Source organism: Micromonospora sp. IBSANI012 (assembly GCF_052814045.1).
In genome coordinates this window covers 4,120,506-4,136,762 of sequence record NZ_CP199933.1, presented here as the reverse complement: position 1 = coordinate 4,136,762, position 16,257 = coordinate 4,120,506, and the positions used below count along the sequence as shown (strand labels likewise).

Sequence of the window (16,257 nt, the reverse complement as noted above, 5' to 3'; positions counted from 1 at the left end):
CGCCGGTCTGGGCGGCTAGTGCCTTGACCACAAACGTTGGCCGGGTTGGTCATGCGGCTCGGCTCGCGGGTTGACCCCAGCGGCGGTGTCGTTCGCTGCGGATCTTGGCGCGGTGGCGGCGTTGGGCGGCCAGGACGTCGGGGTGGCGGGCGTTGGCGTTGCGCCAGCGCAGGTAGGCGTGCAGGCCGCGGGCCAGGACGGTGTGGTTGGGGTAGTCCGAGCCGGCGATGACGAAGGTGCGTAGCGGCCCGAAGTGCGCCTCGATCGGGTTTGCCCAGGAGGCGTAGGTCGGGGTGAAACACAACTCGACCTTGTTCCGGGCCGCCCACTGTCGGATCGCGAAGCCCTTATGCGCGGACAGGTTGTCCAAGATGATGTAGATCGGGGCGCCGTCAGGGCGGGCGGCTCGGATCGACTTGAGTGCGGCGAGGGTGTTCGTCGCCGATTTCTGTCTGCGGACCACACCCCAGAGGGTGTCGTCGCCGATCGAGTAGCAGCCGTGGAACTGCCGCACGCCGTGCAGCTTGTGGTAGTTCGCCGCGAGCCTGCGTGGGCGGCTCTTGGGCTGCCAGCCGACGCCGCCGTGCGGGCGGATCGTCAGCGGCCCGAACTCATCGAACGCGAAGGTGCGGTGCGGGAAGTGCTCGATCACGTGCTCGATACGGGCCAGCTTCTGCTCCCGCTGGGGGTCTGTGGACTCCTTCCACGTCTTCGTGCGTTGGAAGGTGATCTGGTGGCGGCGCAGCACCTGCCGTAGTCGTTCCCGCCCGATGATCACCCTCCGATCAGGGTTGTCAGCGAGGTATTCGGCGAGCTTGCGCACGCTCCAGCAGGTGAACGGCCGTCCCAGCTTGACGGGACGGGTGTTGGCCGTCGCGACGATGAACGCCTCGTCGTCGCTACTGATTCGGCGGGGACGGCCACCCGCCCACTGAGGGTCCAGGCTGGCCATGCCCATCTCGTTGAACCGGTGGATCACCTGCCGAACGGAATCCTCGTCGGCCTGCACGAGCCGGGCGATGACCGGCACACTGTTCCCGCCAGCTGAGGCGAGCACAACCATCGCCCGCCGCAGCCGCACGACCGAGCCGGTGCCCCGACGCACCAGACGCTGCAGCCGCTGACCCTCTTGATCACTTAATCGACGTACCCGAACCGGCTCTGCCACCCCGACAGCCTGACGGCCCCACGCCGGCCCAGCCCTTCACCCAGGCCGGCGTGTCACCAACACCGCCAACGTTTGTGGTCAGAGCACTAGCCACCGGGCAGGGGGTTGGGAGTACCCCAGGCGACGTTCGTCCGGCAGCGCCACAGCCGTCCGATCGTCAGCGCCAGGCTCGCCGCCGCTCACAGCGCTCCTCAGGGTCAAGATCGCTCCGCAGCTTGGCGCTGCGCCCAGAAAAGGGTGTGTCCGCTGCTGCCCTCGGGAACGAAGTCCTCGGAGGTGATCGTGAGCCCCGCGTGTCGCAGCCAAGCGCGGTAGGTGGCGGCGTCGGCGTGGCTCCACCACATGGCGGCGGCGCCGCCGAGCCAGTTGTCGTCCCTGCCGGTCCAGGCCTCGTGGCCGACGGTGGCCAGCAGCCAGCCTCCGGGGCGTAGCCAGGTGGCGATCCGATTGATGAGAGGTGCCTGGTCGGCCAGCGGCATGTGGATGAGGGCGTAGAGGCAGACCACGGCATCGATTGACATCGGTGGCAGTTCGAGCCGAGTGGCGTCGGCGCGCAGGAACGTGCCGGTCGGCACCAGTCGGCGTGCCCGCTCGATCTGCACGTCGCTGATGTCGACTCCGGTGACGTGGTGCCCGGCATTCGCGAGGAAGCGGGCGACCGGCACGCCGCAGCCGCAGCCGAGGTCGAGGATCGTTGCTGCGGCCGGTAGGCGTCGACGCAGCTCGGCCAACCAGGGCGCGTACTGGCCGTCGTCGGCATCATCGGCGCGGTAGTGGTAGGAGAGTGCGTCGTACCCTGATCGGACCACGTCACGCTCGTCGTCCCTGCTCATGCTGGATCAAGCTACGAGTCTCAGCCCCGGTTGCCGAGTCAATTACTGGTGCAAGTCCGGGTGCAACAGGGAACCGCCCGCACGCCTACGCCATATCCACCGCGGTTCCCCCACGACGTCGTTGGAATCGGTCTCCGCGGCTGTATTCCGCAGCGGCTGCCGGCGCGGATCAGACGGGGTAGTCGGTCCGATGGACGTAGGAAAGCTGGCAAGGGTCGATGCCCCATCCGATGAGCACGTCGTTCAGCGCGTTCTCGTCCGGTGCCTGTGCGATTCGCACGTCCGTCATGCCATCGTCCGGCCCAATGCACCGGTCGCTGTCGATGTAGCTGTTGTCGAACTCGCGGTGGAAGATGGTGAAGACCTGCTCGTCGCGGTGGGAGGCGGGGCGCCGGACCGGATAGACGGCGATCCAGGCTCGGTGATCAGGCAGGACGGCGGGGACCTCGGCGACGAGCAGCTGCCCCCGCCGGAGCGCGGTGCGCAGTGCCGTCGGCCATCCGTCAGTCACGTGGGTGAATCTTCCGTGCGACCGCTCCGCCGGCGATCAGGAGAAAAGAGGAGTGCACCCTCCCTTCCACTTTCAACATATACCGCACCGGGGGGCTTGCGGCAAGACCCCGGTCGTGCCGCAGAATTGCCGGCCGAGCCCCAGCACCAGCGGAAATGGGAGTACCCGAAACATTCTCACCGGCGACGAAAGCGGCGCGGGAAACAGCGGCACCGCACTGAGTCGACGGACCGCCACGCACTCGTCTCCCATTGCCAGGACACCAGATCGGAGCTGCTGCCGTGAAGCCCTTGACCACCAGCGCCTTTGACCTTCCCGAGCACCTTTCCCCGAAGGCCGACCCGACGCTGATCGCCCGCGACGAGCAGCACTTCGCGGCCCTCGCGGAAAGCCTGGAGCAGTCGATCGCCGATCTGTCCGACCGCCTCGATGCCGCGCGCAAGGCGCCCGGCGGCAAAGGCCGGCAGGCGGTGGACCGGGACCAGGAGGTCCGCCGGCTGACCGCTCGCCTGCGTGCCCTGCGTCGCTTCGGTGTGGACCTGTGCATCGGACGCCTGGTCAGCGCGGACAACCCCGAGCCGGTGTACGTCGGGCGGCGTGGCCTCACGGACAGCGCGGGTCGCCGGCTGTTGCTCGACTGGCGCTCCCCGGCGGCTGAGCCGTTCTTCGGAGCGACCCACGCCAACCCGATGGGTCTGGCGAGCCGCCGCAGGTATCGGTGGACCCGCGGCCGGATCAGCGACTACTGGGACGAGGTGTTCACCGCGGACGGGTTGGAAGGGCACGCCGCGCTCGACGACCAGTCCGCCTTCATCGCCAGCCTGGGCAGCAGCCGGTCGGCCCGGATGCGGGACGTGCTCGGCACGATCCAGGCCGACCAGGACGCCATCATCCGCGCGGGATCGAGCGGCGCGCTCGTCGTCGACGGCGGTCCGGGTACGGGGAAGACCGTCGTCGCTCTGCACCGCACCGCCTACCTCCGCTACGCCGACCCTCGCCTCGGTCACCGCCGGGGCGGCGTGCTGTTCGTCGGTCCGCACCAGCCCTACCTCGCCTACGTCGCCGACGTCCTCCCCAGCCTCGGCGAAGAGGACGTGCAGACCTGCACCTTGCGGGACCTGGTGCCCGAGGGTGCCGCGGCAACCATCGAGACCGACCCGGACGTGGCCTTCCTGAAGTCGTCCGCGGACCTGGTGAAGGCGATCGAGGTGGCCGTCAGGTTCTACGAGGAGCCGCCGACCACACCGATGACGGTCACGACCGACGAGTCCGACATCTGGCTGAGCGCTGACGACTGGGCCGAGGCGTTCGACGCACCGGACCCCGGTACCCCGCACAACGAGGCGCGCGACGAGATCTGGGAAGAGCTGCTGACGATCCTGATGGAGAAGTACGACGGCGATGAGCCGGACGACCTGGTCCGCAGATCGCTGATGCGGAACAGGGGACTGCTCACGACCTTCAACCGCGCCTGGCCGCTGCTCGAAGCGACCGACCTCGTCGGAGACCTGTGGTCGGTGCCCGCCTATCTGCGCAAGTGCGCTCCCTGGCTCAGCCCGGATGACATTCGGAAGCTGCAGCGCGGCAACCCCCAGGCGTGGACCGTGTCCGACCTGCCACTCCTGGACGCGGCACGGCAGCGGCTCGGCGACCCGGAGGCGTCAGGGCGTAAGCGTCGGCAGGACGCCGTTGTCGCCGTCGAACGGGAACGCATGGCCACGGTCGTCGACGAGCTGATCGAGGCCCACGCCTATGACGATGGTGAAGGTGTGCTGTCGAGCCTGCGCCAACTGGATCTCCAGGATGCTCTGGTCGACGAGGCCGTACTGCCCAGCGCCGAGCCGGACCTGCTCGCCGGCCCGTTCGCGCACGTCGTCGTGGACGAGGCTCAGGAACTGACCGACGCGGAGTGGCAGATGTTGCTGCTGCGCTGCCCGTCCCGGAGCTTCACCATCGTCGGGGACCGCGCCCAGGCCCGGCACGGGTTCACGGAGTCGTGGCAGGAACGGCTCGAGCGGATCGGGCTCGACCGGATCAACCTGGCCTCCCTGAGCATCAACTACCGGACGCCGGAGGAGGTCATGGCGGAAGCCGAGCCGGTCATCCGGGCCGTACTCCCGGACGCCAACGTGCCGACCTCCATCCGCAGCAGCGGCGTCCCCGTCGTACACGGATCTGCTTCTGATCTGCACTCGATCCTCGACACCTGGCTCGCCGCGCACGCCGACGGGATCGCCTGCGTCATCGGCGACCCCACATTCCAGCCGACGTCCCGCGTCCGATCGCTGACCCCGGAACTGGCGAAGGGGCTCGAGTTCGACCTGGTCGTCCTCATCGACCCGGAGGCATTCGGCGAAGGCATCGAAGGAGCGGTCGACCGCTATGTCGCGATGACCCGAGCGACCCAGCAACTCGTCATTCTCACCAGATCCTGACGTGATCAGTGACCTCTTCGGCGGTCCGACGAGCTGCAGGTCGAGCTCGCGTTATGCGGGCAGTGGCCAACCCGGCGTGGCCAGTAGGGCACCGTCGTCGCCGACGAGCAGGGCCTCGTACCCGGGTAGCGTGGCGAGCCATGTCAGTGCCTCAGGCCCCTGCGCGGCCGCTGCGGTGGCGTACACGTCCGCCCAGGTCAGGGACGGCCCGATGACGGTGACCGAGCGCAGGCCTTGGGCGGGGGCGCCGGTGTGCGGATCGACGATGTGCGCTCCGCGGTGTGCACTGCCCGAGGTCGCGACGGCCCCGTCGACGACCTCGATGGCGGTGAGGAGCTGATCGGGCTGTGCCGGATCCTCAATGCCGACGCGCCAGGATCCGCGTACCGTCATGTCCCCACCGGCATTCAGGTAGGACGCGTACCCCTCCAGGTGCTCCGCGGCGCGCTCGACGGCCCAGCCCTTGACGAGGCCGGACGGGTCGAAGCGGGTGCCACCGCCCGGCTCGGGAAGGTACGCGTTGAAGTAGCCGTCGGTACGCTGCCGCGCCTGCTCACACAGGTCGAGTACCGCTTCGACCAACGGATCGTCTACCGGTTCTCCCCGGTTCAGCGCGCTCACCAGGCTGTCCGGGCGGTACGTGCTGAAGACGGCGTCCATCGCGCGCAGTTCGGCGAAGGCCCCGGCGACGGCGTTTGCCGCCGCCGGGGAGTCGGCTTCGGGACCGCGCACATGCACGCTGACGGGCAGACCCATGATCTGCTCGACGAATGCCTGCCTGGTCACGGCTTGGCCTTGAACTGAGCGGAGTCCAGCGCGGCCTGGAGCGACTTCGTGTAGCCCTCGCTGGTCGCCGTTGCCCCGGACACCGCGTCGATCTGCGCGCTCTGCGCGGCGAGCGCCTCGGCGCGCAGCTGCGGCACCGCGCGCTTGTTGATCTCACGGTCGCGGTTGTTCACGTTCGGCACCGCCAGCGGCGTGATGTCGGTGATTCGGCCGCCGCTGATGTGTGCCTGCACCTGGACGCGCCCGCGCTTGGTCTGCACGACTGGGCCGTCGGCGACAGCGGTGGAACCGGACCGTGCGACGTTGCCCCGTGATCTCCCGGGGTCCGTCGGCGCACCGGGGCCGGTCACCACGCTTGGCGCGCTTGTGCCAACGGTCCCGCCCGGAGGCGAGCTGTCGGGTCCGGTCGACGTCCGGTAGCTGAAGAGAAGTACCACCACGGCGATCGTTGCCAGAAACCACATAGTGATCTTGCGCATGTCGTCCTCCTCCGATTGCGAGCGCAATGAGGATGGGTGGTTGAGTTACCAGGTGAAGCGCTCAAGATGAATGCGTTCCGCCGGCACGCCTGCCTGCCGAGCCGCCCGTACGACCGTTCGCATCCACTCGTCCGGTCCGCAGACGAACACGTCGTGCTGCTCGATGTCCGGGACAAGCTCACGCAGGGCTTTCGCGTCGTCGCCGAACCCGGCCGGCAACCATGAACCCGCCCGCCCGCGCGGCCCCAACAGGTACTCCACGCGCAGGCCACGGACGGCCGCGAGGCGCTCCAGTTCCTGGCGAAACACCAGGTCTTCTGCCGAGCGCGCCCGGTACAGCAGCGTGGCTTCGCCTGGCGCGTACGGAAACTCTTCCAACAAGGTCCGCAGCGGGGTTATTCCGATACCGGACGCGATCATGGCTAGCCGCGGAACCGTGCGCCGGGCGGCGGTCAGCCGGCCGTACGGCCCCTCAATCAGCACACGGGTCCCCGGCCGTAACTTTGATACCTGCTCGCTGCCCTCGCCCCGGGATCGCACCGTGATCCGCAGCGTGTCCTCACTCGGTACCGCGGACAGCGAGTACGGATGGCCGCGACTCCAACCCGGGCCGCTCAGGAACCGCCACTGGAAGAACTGCCCGGCGCGGGCCGGCAAACGGTCCAAATGGCGTCCGGTCATATAGATCGAGTACACGCCGGGAGCCTCCGGGACGACTGCGGCAATCGTGAGTCGGTGCCGCAGCGTCCGCCAGGCCGGCAGCCCGAGCCGGAAGGCGACCACCGCGCCGGCGCACGCGGCGTACGCGGTCCACCAGTACAGCGTCGCGGCCCGGGAACTGGTGAAGTCGGCCCCGGTCCAGAGCTGATGCGGCAGCGCCAGGCCGACGCCGAGGTAGGCGTACAGGTGCAGCAGGTGCCACGCCTCGTAGCGCAGCCGCCGCCGCGCGGCCCGCAGGGAGGTGAGCACGACCATCGTCAGGGCGGCCGCCCCGGCGACCGCCAGCAACATTCCCGGGTACGTGGTGACGAGGGTCCACGCCTCGCCTGTCACGGAGACCCCATCCGTCGCGGCGTACCCGACCGTGATCAGCAGGATGTGTACGAGCATCAGATCGAAGGACGTGAACCCGACGACGCGGTGCCAACGGGCGAGCACGTCCTGTCCGTAGGTGCGCTCGATCCAGGGCACGCGCGCCATCAGCAGCACCTGGATGAGCAGCAGGTCGGCCGCGACGAGCCCGGTCAACCGGCCGAGCGACGTCAGGCCCGCCGCCCAGCCCCGAAGCCCCTGCACACCGCCGCCTCGCACCCAGAGCGCGACGACGACCAGAAGGCTGACCGCGGCAGCCGAGGCGATCGCATCGGCCCACCACGTCGACGCGGTGGTTCGTACGGGCCTGGCCGCCTGCGCCTTTCCCGTCACGACACCCCCTCCCGCACCCGCCCCGCCTGTTCGCCCGTCAACCGTCGGATTTCCCCCATCGCCATTCCGGGCTCCGGCGGCGAGCGTGGTGCGATCGGAGAATCGGTCAGAAGACATCGCACCGGGCAAAGATGATTGAGCGCGATCGCGGCTATCAGCCCGCGAGTCAGGAAGCAACCCTCCTCACGCGCGTCGCCGGCTCGACCTGATCGCTCACAGGGAAACCGCTTCTTCCCGCATCCGCGCCGTTCATGTCAGCGGGGGAGCGAACCGGCGGTCAGGCGCGGGGCGTGGGCAGCGTCGAGTCGTCGATGACGGATCGGAAGCTGGCCCTAGTCGGCGACGTGGATGACGATTTTGCCGCGGCGTTTGCCCGTCTCGAGCGCCTCGTAACCCGAGCGCGTCTCGGTGAGGGGCAGTACCCGGTCCAGCACCGGCCGCAAGTGGCCGTGGTCGACGAGCTCGGCGATGGAATCCAACGCGTCCTGCTCGGGCTCGACGATGAAGTACACCCCGCGGACGCCGTGCCGGGCTGCTTCCTGCTGGTCCGGAGGCGTGGAGAGGCTGATCAGAATGCCGCCCGGCTTCAGAACGGACCAGGACCGCGACTGCGTGGCTCCTCCGACGAGGTCAACGACGACGTCCAGGTCGCGGACGTGATCCTCGAAGCGGTCGTGCGCATAGTCGATGGCCTGCTCGGCACCCAGATCCTTGACGAACTCCAGGTCGGCCGCCGCCGCCGTGGCGCTCACGCGAGCACCGAGGCTGGCCGCGAGCTGTACCACGTAGCTACCCACGCCGCCGGCGCCGCCCTGCACCAGCACGTGCTGGCCGGCCTGCAGATCGGCGTGGTCCACCAGTGCCTGCCAGGCGCTCAGCGCAGCCAGTGGGAGCGCCGCCGCGTGGTCATGGTCGACGGTGGTGGGTTTGGCCGCCACGACGGCCGCGGGCAGGGTGACGTACTCGGCGGCAGCGCCATCCCGGGTGAACGGGATCAACCCGTAGACGGCCTCTCCCTCGGCGGGGCTCTCCACCCCCGCGCCGCACGCCGCGACGACCCCGGAAAACTCGTGCGACGGAATGATCGGGGTGCGTTCGGGTCCTGTCCCCTCCGAGCTGTGGGTCCAGGTCTCCGGCCAGGTGAGCTCGCGGGGTGTCATGGAAGCGGCCTTCACGGCCACCAACACCTCACCAGGCCCCGGCTCGGGCCGCGGCGCCTCCTCGTACACGAGTTGCTCCGGGCCGCCCCGGCTGTGAGCCCTCACGGCGTGCATCGTGCTCATCCGACGGCTGCTCCCTTCCCGAGGCATGTCGATCAGCCCGCCGGCCCCGAAGGATGAACCCAGGCTGACCTTCGCATTATCTGGCGGCTCGGCAGCCGCCCGCCGAACTTCCGCAATCCCTTGCCCTCGGACGCAGACAAGCGTCGCCGAGCACCGTCACCAGTCCTGATTTCCGCCTGCACCTGGCGTCGGCTCACCCGTCCGCGCCGAAGAAACGTCGCCGCCCGCTACCTTCCTGCGACCGACACGCCGCCCGCCCCCTCCGCTCCCGGCCGTCACGTCGCTTCCGTGAGGGTGGTGTGGCGGCCGATGGCGTCGATGTTCCACCGCCGGCCCCCGGCCATCACGCGGTGCAGGCGGATTCGGCCGAGTTCGTCGGGCAGATATGGGTCGGCGACGAGGGTGTCCGCCTGTGGTTGCAGGCCGAGCATGGTGCGCAGTAGGAGCAGGGGTGCGCCGCTGGCCCAGGCCTGCGGGTTGCAGGCGGTGGGGTAGGGGACGGGTTGGCGGCCGAAGGACCGGTCGTAGCCGGAAATCGCCTCCGGCAGGCGGTGCTCGGAGTGGCGGGCGGCCTCCAGCATGCCCATGGCGATGCGGTTCGCCTCGTCCCGGTAGCCGTAGCGGGCGAGGCCGGCCGCGATGATGGAGTTGTCGTGCGGCCAGACGGTGCCGAGGTGGTAGCCGATGGGGTTGTAGCCGGTGTCGGCGGTGGACAGGGTGCGGACACCCCAGCCGGAGAACATCTCGTCGGACATGAGCTGCCGGGCGACGTGCCCGGCGCGATCCTCGGGCACGATGCCGCTCCACAGCAGATGACCCATGTTGGAGGTCATCGAGTCGATGGGCCGCTTGTCCCCGTCCAGCCCGACGGCGTAGTAGCCGCCCCGGCGCGGGATCCAGTAGTCCCGGTCGAACTGCTCACGCAGCCGGTCGGCCTCCGCCCGCAGCCGGCGGGCCAGGTCCGGGTCCTGCCAGGGACCGTCGGCGAGTTCCGCGAGGCGCACCTTGGCGTCGTAGGTGTAGCCCTGCGTCTCGCAGGTGGCGATCGGCAGGACCGGGACGGTCCCGTCGGCGTACTGCACGCCGTCGGGGGAGTCCCGCCAGCACTGGTTGCCCAGGCCCTGGTCGGAGCGGGTGGCGTACTCGACGTAGCCGTCGCCGTCGCGGTCGCCGTGCTGGTCGATCCAACCCAGGGCGGCGTCGGCGTTGCCGCGCAGCCGGCGGACGAGTTCGTCGTCGCGGGTCCACCGCCAGTACTCCGACAGCAGGATCAGCCACAGCGCGGTGGTGTCGGCGCCGCCGTAGTAGGGACGGTAGGGCTTGAGGCCGAGCCGGGTCAGCTCGCCCGACCGGTACTCGTGGAAGATCTTGCCCGGTTCCCGGTCGGTAAACTCGTCGAACGTGGTGGCCTGGTGGGCGGCCAGCACGATCAGGGCGCCGCGGGCGACGTCCGGGCCGCACATCATGGTCTGGTACGCGGTGATCAGGGTGTCCCGGCCGAAGACGGTCAGGAACCACGGCAGGCCGGCGGCGATCAGCACGACCGGTTCCCCGGCGATGGTCTTCTCGATCCGCATCGACACGAGATCCACCGCCGACTTGTGGTAGACGTCCCGGACCAGGTCGGCGTCCGCGTGCAGGTGCGGCTTGCTCGCCGCCCACCGGGTCGACGGATCCTCCATGCCGTGGTCAACGGCCTGTCCGAACTCGCGGGGCGCGGGGCGGTAGTCCTCCTCGCCGCAGCGCAGCGGTACCCACAGCTCACAGCCCCACTGCTGTCCGCGCGCCAGCCGCAGGTTCCATTCCAGCGCGTCTCCGTCCACCAGGTCGGCCGGCGGGTCAGCTTCGATCCGCACCGTCGCCGCGTAGTCGCCGTTGCGGTACGCGAACTCGAGGGCCGACCCGTCCGGCGCGTGCCGGCGGACGATGTGCGGGCTACGGTCCCGGCCGGACTCCTTGATCTCGAACAGGTCCGCGAAATCGGTTCCCACCGCGAGCCGCAGCCGCACCTCTGCCGGCTCGATGCCGAAGTAGCGCAGCTCGACCCGCTCGTAGAGCCCGTCGCCGACGAACCGTTGCCGCCGCACGCCGACCCGGTTGGCCGGCAGCCCGGGTAGCGCGGAGTTGGCCAGGAAGAAGGCCGCCGAGTACGGGTCGACGGTGCCGGAGGAGAGGACCAGCAGCGGTGCGTCGCCGATCGTCAGCACCCACCTGCTCACGAAGCGGGTGTCGTCGTGCACGAGCCCGCCGATGGACCCGTCCGGCACGTTCCCCACGGCGTCGGAGAGCATGAAGGTGCGCCCTTCCAACACGCCGATCGCGTCCGGGCCCAACTCGGGCGGGAGGTCACGGCAGGCGCCGCTCGGCACGCGCCGGGCGGTCCCGGTGACCATCGGATCCGCGGGCGTGGGACGCCCGGATGTTGCCGACACCGACACCTCCTTCTGCTGCGAGTGGGGCTCGCGTCAAGGCGGGCGCGTGTCCGCAGCCTATGAGCGCCCTTCACGTCCTGCAGGCAGATCGGCGCATCTGTCTGGGTACGGCCTTGCGGGCTGGACCGCGAGGCCCCGGGTCATGCCCGCTGCCCCTTGGGTGGCGTCATCGGGGGTTCGTGTCGCGCCGCCGGTGCGGGGTCCGTGGTCGCCTCAGGGCGCGATGCCGAACGGACCCATGCTGCCGTAATCCAGCCGGAGGGATTCGGCCATCGCCCATGCGTTCGGCAGCGTGAAAATGTCGGCCCCGCCCAGACGCTGGCTCCACCGCGGAACGAGTTCATCGGCGGCCCGGGCGGCCACGGCGTCGAGGTAGGTCTTGAAGATGGCCCAGACGTTGGTGGCGTCGACCGGGGCCAGGAGCTTCTGCACGTCGACCGAGGAGAGAGCTGCCTCGGTGGTGGAGCGCAGGTCTTGCAGGTATTCGATCTGCGTCCGGACATCGTCCGGGGTGCCGGGCCGCGTCACGTGTCCGCCGACGAGCTTGTCGAACGGGTATTCGAGCGCCTGTTCCTGAGCGTTGACGAAGCCGGGGATGTTCGCGGAGACGGCGAGGTTGGAGAACGGGACCCAGCCCGGGAAGATCACGTCCACGAGCATCAGCACGCGTTGCGTCGGGGCGTAGATGAAGATGTTTCCCTCGGCGTGGTTGGGGCCCTTGTAGTCGAGCTGGAGGCTGTGGTCTCCCGCATCGATGGTCAGCGTGTCGTCGAAGACGTGTGTCGGCAGCGGGCGGGTGGGGTCGCGGAGCAGCGCGAGTCGTTCCGCCGTGATCCGGTGCGCGTAGCGCGGTACGTCCTCGGGGTAGACCGACATCGCTCCGACGTGGTCGGAGTGCTGGTGGCTGTAGACGACCTGGGTGATGGAGCGGCTGGTCACGCTGCCGATCGCGCGGAGAATGTTGTGGCCGAGGGTGGGTGGCGCGTCGACGGCGATGACGCCTTCGTCCGTGACCACGAACATCATCTGGTACATGCCCTCACTGAGCCAGAACACCCCGTCGGCGATCTCCTCCAGGACGTACCCGGCCTCGGGGACCTCGGGGCCCAGGGCGGCCTGCGGCACCGGGGCCGTCGGTAGCTCTCGCGCTCGCTCGGCAAGGTCCGAGTACGGCGTTTTCGACACGTGTGGCTCCCTGCCTCGCCAACCGCACTGACCAACGGTGCCCGCTACGGTGCGCCGCGGTCACTGCGCGACGAACCGGCTGGCGCACGCTCGATCGTCCTCGGCGGGGTCCGGGCCGGCAGCCGCATCGCCCGATGCTCATCCGCAAGGGGACACCTGCGGGCGCGGCGGACCCATCCGATGGCTCGGAGGCTCCGCACCAGCCTGTGCCGCCGGGGTCGCTCAGTCGGTCGGCCGCGCCTGCGCCGGCACCTGGAGCAGGTCCAGGCAGTTGCGCCACAGCGTCTCGAGCTGCCCCGGATCGTTGAGCAGCTTCGCGAGCAGGACCCGCCCCTCGATCTGGGCGACGATGGACCGGGCGGCCTCCCGGGGTTCGACCGACGGACCGGCCTGGCCCTGCTTCTTCGCCTCGAGGACCACCTGCTCGATGAGGTCGATCTGGGCCTCGAAGATCTCCTGGAGCCGACGGCGGATCTCCTCCGCCTGGTTGCTGAGTTCGAGGGCGAGGTTGCCGAACAGGCAGCCGGCGACCAGCCCGACCTGCTGCTGCCCGGCGCGCTGCACCTCCTCGGTGGCCTCGAACAGGTCCCGCAGGCTGCGCAGCGGGTCGTGTCCGCTGCCGAGCAACTCCTCCCACTGGCGGCGCTGGGTCGCCCAGTGCTCGTCGATGACGGTGAGGGCGAGCGCCTGCTTGGACTCGAAGAAGTAGTAGAAGCTGCCCTTCGGCACGCCGGCGGTCGCGCAGATCTCGGCGACCCCCAGCGCCGCGTAGCCGCGCTGCTCGATCAGCGTGGCGGCCGCGTCGAGGAGTTTGTTCCGCGCATCACTGGTCCGACCCATGCTTTGACGATACACGACCGGTCGGCTAGCTTTTAGTCGACCAGTCGTCTAGTGGTCATCCGGGCTGCCGCGATCGCGGCTCCCGGCCCCGTCAGCCGCCGTCCTACCAGGGCTTCGGCCAGTCAGGAAGTGGTTCGTCATGAGCAGCAGTCAGGGTCAGAAGGTCGCCGTGATCACCGGTGCCTCCCAGGGCATCGGCGCCGGCCTCGTGGACGCGTACCGCAAGCTCGGATACGGCGTCGTGGCAACCTCACGCTCGATCGGCGATGCCCATGATTCGGACATCGTCACCATCCGGGGCGACATCGCCGACCCCGACACCGCGCAGCGGGTGGTCGACGCGGCGGTGGAGCGTTTCGGCCGCATCGACAGCCTGGTCAACAACGCCGGCATCTTCGTCGCCAAGCCGTTCACCGACTACACCGACGAGGACTTCGACCAGGTCACCAAGGTCAACCTCCTCGGGTTCTTCCACCTCACCCGGCGGGTCCTGCCGCACCTGCTGGCAACCGGCAACGGTCACATCGTCAGCATCACGACCAGCCTGGTGGACCAGCCCAGCTCACACGTCCCGTCCGCGCTCGCGTCGTTGACCAAGGGTGGCCTCAGCTCCGCGACCAAGTCGCTGGCCATCGAGTACGCCAGTCGTGGGGTCCGGGTCAACGCTGTCGCGCCCGGGATCATCAAGACCCCGATGCACCCGGTCGAGACCCACGACGCGCTCGCCGGCCTGCACCCGGTCGGCCGGATCGGCGAGACCAGCGACGTGGTCGACGCCGTCATCTACCTCGAATCCGCGCCCTTCGTCACCGGCGAGATCCTGCACGTCGACGGCGGCCAGAACGCCGGGCGCTGACCCGCCATCACTGCAACCCGTAGACAGGAGCATCCCATGCCGATCGTCAACATCCAGATCACCCGCGAGGGCAGCACGCCCGGCGCGTCGGCGGCGACCGCCGAGGAGAAGGCCGCGCTGATCAAGGGCGTGAGCGAACTGCTGCGCGACGTCCTCAACAAGCCGCTGGACTCGACCTTCGTCGTCATCGACGAGGTCGAGACCGAGAACTGGGGCCGGGGCGGCCTGCCGGTCGAGCAGTACCGCGAACAGCAGCGGTCACGCTCCAGCGAATAGGACCGCCTGCCCAGTACCGCGGCGTGCGCTGCGGACGGCGGCAGTGGGTGACGTCGTCGTGAACCCGCACCGACAGGACCGATGGCAGCCTTTCCCCACCAAGGGGAGGCAATCGGCCGGTGGGCGAAGCCAGCGCTTCGCCCACCGGCCGATCATCGTCTCCGGCCGTGCGACCGGGCTCGCCGCGCCGGCTGAGCCGGCTGCCGGTCGGGCTGGCGTCCAGGTCGATCCACGGCCAGGCTCCGCCGTGATCACACCTTCGCTGATCCGCGCAGCGACGTTGTCGATGCCGGCTAGGTCCCGTCAGGGGCGCTGGATCAGACAGCCGCCCTCCGCGATCACCCTCGCTCGCCAGGCGCGGTGTCGCCCTCGTTCCGTGCGGTGAGCCAGGTGCCCAAGCCGGCGAGCGCGGCAGGGCCGTAGTCGTCGTCGACACTGCCGGCGAGGTCTGCGATGGAAATCGCCTGTAGGGCGGCGCGCCAGGCGGCGTCGGCGGCGGCCATCGCGCGGGCGATGGGGCACGGCCGTGTGCAGGCCTCCTGCGGTGTCGCCAGGGGGCCGCGCTGGCGGATCTCGGTGCAGACGAACGCGGGCTGAGCGCCGTCGACGGCGGTGACGACGTCGAGCATGGTGATCAGTTCGGGTGATCTGGTCAGGACGTATCCGCCCGCCTTGCCCTGCACGGAGGTCACGAGGCCGGCGCGGGAGAGTGCCTGCAGCTGTTTGGCCAGATAGCTGCCGGAGACGTCGTGCAGTTCCGCGAGCCGGGCAGCCGGCACGGGCTCCGTCGCCGTGGTCAGCACCACGCAGCAGTGCAGTGCCCACTCGACTCCACCTGACAGCTTCATCCGACCCCCCGCTTGACTCGGACAAAGTTTATCCGACTACTTTCTCGGACAAGAGTTGTCCGAGTTCGAGGCGGGGTCCTCGACAAATCTGGCGTGCCTGCGCGGCGCGCGTGGAAGGGTGAGAGCCATGAAGCTCACAGTCGTCGGTGGGACCGGACTGATCGGCTCGCAGGTGGTCCAGAAGCTGACCGCGGCCGGACATAAGGCCGTCCCCGCGTCGCTGTCGACCGGCGTCGACCTGCTCACGGGGAAGGGCCTGGACGAGGCGCTGGAGGGCGCCGACGTCGTTGTCAACGTTTCGAACTCGCCGACCTTCGACGAGGCCTCGCTCGACTTCTTCCGTACCTCCATGACCAAACTGCTGGCCGCCGGGGAGCGCGCCGGCGTCCGGCACCAGGTGGTCCTCTCGATCGTCGGTGTGGATCAGGTGCCCCAGCTCGACTACTACCGCGCCAAGACCCTGCAGGAAGACCTGCTCCGGCAGGGGCCGACGCCGTACTCCATCGTGCGGGCCACCCAGTTCTTCGAATTCATGAACGCGACCATGTCCTGGACCTCCGACGACACCACCGTCCGCCTGCCCGCCACCCGTATCCAGCCGATGGCCTCCGCGGACATCGTCGACGAAGTCGTCGATGTCGCCATCGGTTCGCCGCTGAACGGCATCCGGAACATCGCCGGCCCGGACGTCTTCGCCCTCGACGACCTCGGCAGGCTCACCCTGGCCGCACAGCACGACGACCGGAACGTCGTCACCGACGACAAGGCCGGCCTGTTCGCGGCCGTCACCGGCGACGCGATCATCGCGGGCCCGGACGCACACCTGGCACCCACCCACTACCAGGACTGGGTCCAGTCGGCCCGCTGACCGGGGTGCGCGGTGTCAGTCGATGACGTTCA

Annotated in this window: 15 protein-coding genes; 4 read left to right on the top strand and 11 right to left on the bottom strand. The window is 69.4% G+C overall.

What is annotated here, in order from left to right:
- Positions 1–49: 49 nt before the first annotated feature.
- The 3 genes from ACTWM8_RS19100 to ACTWM8_RS19090 all read right to left on the bottom strand — a co-directional run bounded on the left by ACTWM8_RS19100 (position 50) and on the right by ACTWM8_RS19090 (position 2,512).
- Positions 50–1,168, bottom strand: a complete 1,119-nt coding sequence (locus ACTWM8_RS19100) for an IS630 family transposase (protein ID WP_446210232.1) — start codon at positions 1,166–1,168, stop codon at positions 50–52.
- A gap of 197 nt (positions 1,169–1,365) precedes the next feature.
- Entirely contained in the window at positions 1,366–2,001 is a 636-nt protein-coding gene (locus ACTWM8_RS19095; RefSeq protein WP_446210231.1) for a class I SAM-dependent methyltransferase, read from the bottom strand.
- Positions 2,002–2,170: 169 nt separating this feature from the next.
- Complete coding sequence (locus ACTWM8_RS19090) at positions 2,171–2,512, bottom strand: hypothetical protein (protein ID WP_446210230.1); 342 nt, start codon at positions 2,510–2,512, stop codon at positions 2,171–2,173.
- A 290-nt stretch (positions 2,513–2,802) separates the two neighbouring features.
- Between ACTWM8_RS19090 and helR the strand changes: the two genes are divergently transcribed.
- Entirely contained in the window at positions 2,803–4,947 is a 2,145-nt protein-coding gene (helR, locus tag ACTWM8_RS19085) for an RNA polymerase recycling motor ATPase HelR (protein ID WP_446214596.1), read from the top strand.
- 51 nt (positions 4,948–4,998) lie between these two features.
- Here the strand turns inward: helR and ACTWM8_RS19080 are convergent, their stop codons facing one another.
- The 7 genes from ACTWM8_RS19080 to ACTWM8_RS19050 form a co-directional block, all read right to left on the bottom strand.
- Positions 4,999–5,733: an FAD:protein FMN transferase gene (locus ACTWM8_RS19080; protein WP_446210229.1), complete on the bottom strand. Its 735-nt coding sequence runs from the start codon at positions 5,731–5,733 to the stop codon at positions 4,999–5,001.
- On the bottom strand, positions 5,730–6,212 hold the full coding sequence (locus ACTWM8_RS19075; RefSeq protein ID WP_446210228.1) for an FMN-binding protein: 483 nt from the start codon (positions 6,210–6,212) through the stop codon (positions 5,730–5,732). Before ACTWM8_RS19075 ends, ACTWM8_RS19080 begins: the two co-directional genes overlap by 4 nt.
- 45 nt (positions 6,213–6,257) lie before the next feature.
- On the bottom strand, positions 6,258–7,637 hold the full coding sequence (locus tag ACTWM8_RS19070; protein WP_446210227.1) for a ferredoxin reductase family protein: 1,380 nt from the start codon (positions 7,635–7,637) through the stop codon (positions 6,258–6,260).
- A gap of 332 nt (positions 7,638–7,969) precedes the next feature.
- Positions 7,970–8,920, bottom strand: a complete 951-nt coding sequence (locus ACTWM8_RS19065) for an NADP-dependent oxidoreductase (protein ID WP_446210226.1) — start codon at positions 8,918–8,920, stop codon at positions 7,970–7,972.
- A 275-nt stretch (positions 8,921–9,195) separates the two neighbouring features.
- Entirely contained in the window at positions 9,196–11,352 is a 2,157-nt protein-coding gene (locus tag ACTWM8_RS19060; protein ID WP_446210225.1) for an amylo-alpha-1,6-glucosidase, read from the bottom strand.
- A gap of 213 nt (positions 11,353–11,565) precedes the next feature.
- Complete coding sequence (locus tag ACTWM8_RS19055; protein WP_446210224.1) at positions 11,566–12,477, bottom strand: MBL fold metallo-hydrolase; 912 nt, start codon at positions 12,475–12,477, stop codon at positions 11,566–11,568.
- 282 nt (positions 12,478–12,759) lie between these two features.
- A complete protein-coding gene (locus ACTWM8_RS19050; RefSeq protein ID WP_446210223.1) occupies positions 12,760–13,377 on the bottom strand; it encodes a TetR family transcriptional regulator C-terminal domain-containing protein in 618 nt (205 codons plus the stop codon).
- A gap of 139 nt (positions 13,378–13,516) precedes the next feature.
- Between ACTWM8_RS19050 and ACTWM8_RS19045 the strand changes: the two genes are divergently transcribed.
- Complete coding sequence (locus tag ACTWM8_RS19045; protein WP_446210222.1) at positions 13,517–14,233, top strand: SDR family NAD(P)-dependent oxidoreductase; 717 nt, start codon at positions 13,517–13,519, stop codon at positions 14,231–14,233.
- Between the two features lie 36 nt (positions 14,234–14,269).
- Positions 14,270–14,509 carry a tautomerase family protein gene (locus tag ACTWM8_RS19040; protein ID WP_357915070.1) on the top strand — a complete coding sequence of 80 codons (240 nt, stop codon included), beginning with the start codon at positions 14,270–14,272 and terminating at the stop codon, positions 14,507–14,509.
- A 338-nt stretch (positions 14,510–14,847) separates the two neighbouring features.
- On the opposite strand, the gene ACTWM8_RS19035 is transcribed toward ACTWM8_RS19040, so the two are convergent.
- Entirely contained in the window at positions 14,848–15,357 is a 510-nt protein-coding gene (locus ACTWM8_RS19035; protein WP_446210221.1) for an RrF2 family transcriptional regulator, read from the bottom strand.
- Positions 15,358–15,484: 127 nt separating this feature from the next.
- On the opposite strand from ACTWM8_RS19035, the gene ACTWM8_RS19030 reads away from it, so the two are divergent.
- A complete protein-coding gene (locus tag ACTWM8_RS19030) occupies positions 15,485–16,225 on the top strand; it encodes an SDR family oxidoreductase (protein WP_446210220.1) in 741 nt (246 codons plus the stop codon).
- Positions 16,226–16,257: the final 32 nt, after the last annotated feature.

What these genes read in the sequence shown, in the direction of transcription:
- ACTWM8_RS19095 (WP_446210231.1), bottom strand. Translation starts at nt 2,001, where the DNA reads ATGAGCAGGGACGACGAGCGTGACGTGGTCCGATCAGGGTACGACGCA.
- ACTWM8_RS19075 (WP_446210228.1), bottom strand. Translation starts at nt 6,212, where the DNA reads ATGCGCAAGATCACTATGTGGTTTCTGGCAACGATCGCCGTGGTGGTA.
- ACTWM8_RS19065 (WP_446210226.1), bottom strand. Translation starts at nt 8,920, where the DNA reads ATGAGCACGATGCACGCCGTGAGGGCTCACAGCCGGGGCGGCCCGGAG.
- ACTWM8_RS19050 (WP_446210223.1), bottom strand. Translation starts at nt 13,377, where the DNA reads ATGGGTCGGACCAGTGATGCGCGGAACAAACTCCTCGACGCGGCCGCC.
- ACTWM8_RS19045 (WP_446210222.1), top strand. Translation starts at nt 13,517, where the DNA reads ATGAGCAGCAGTCAGGGTCAGAAGGTCGCCGTGATCACCGGTGCCTCC.
- ACTWM8_RS19040 (WP_357915070.1), top strand. Translation starts at nt 14,270, where the DNA reads ATGCCGATCGTCAACATCCAGATCACCCGCGAGGGCAGCACGCCCGGC.
- ACTWM8_RS19035 (WP_446210221.1), bottom strand. Translation starts at nt 15,357, where the DNA reads ATGAAGCTGTCAGGTGGAGTCGAGTGGGCACTGCACTGCTGCGTGGTG.
- ACTWM8_RS19030 (WP_446210220.1), top strand. Translation starts at nt 15,485, where the DNA reads ATGAAGCTCACAGTCGTCGGTGGGACCGGACTGATCGGCTCGCAGGTG.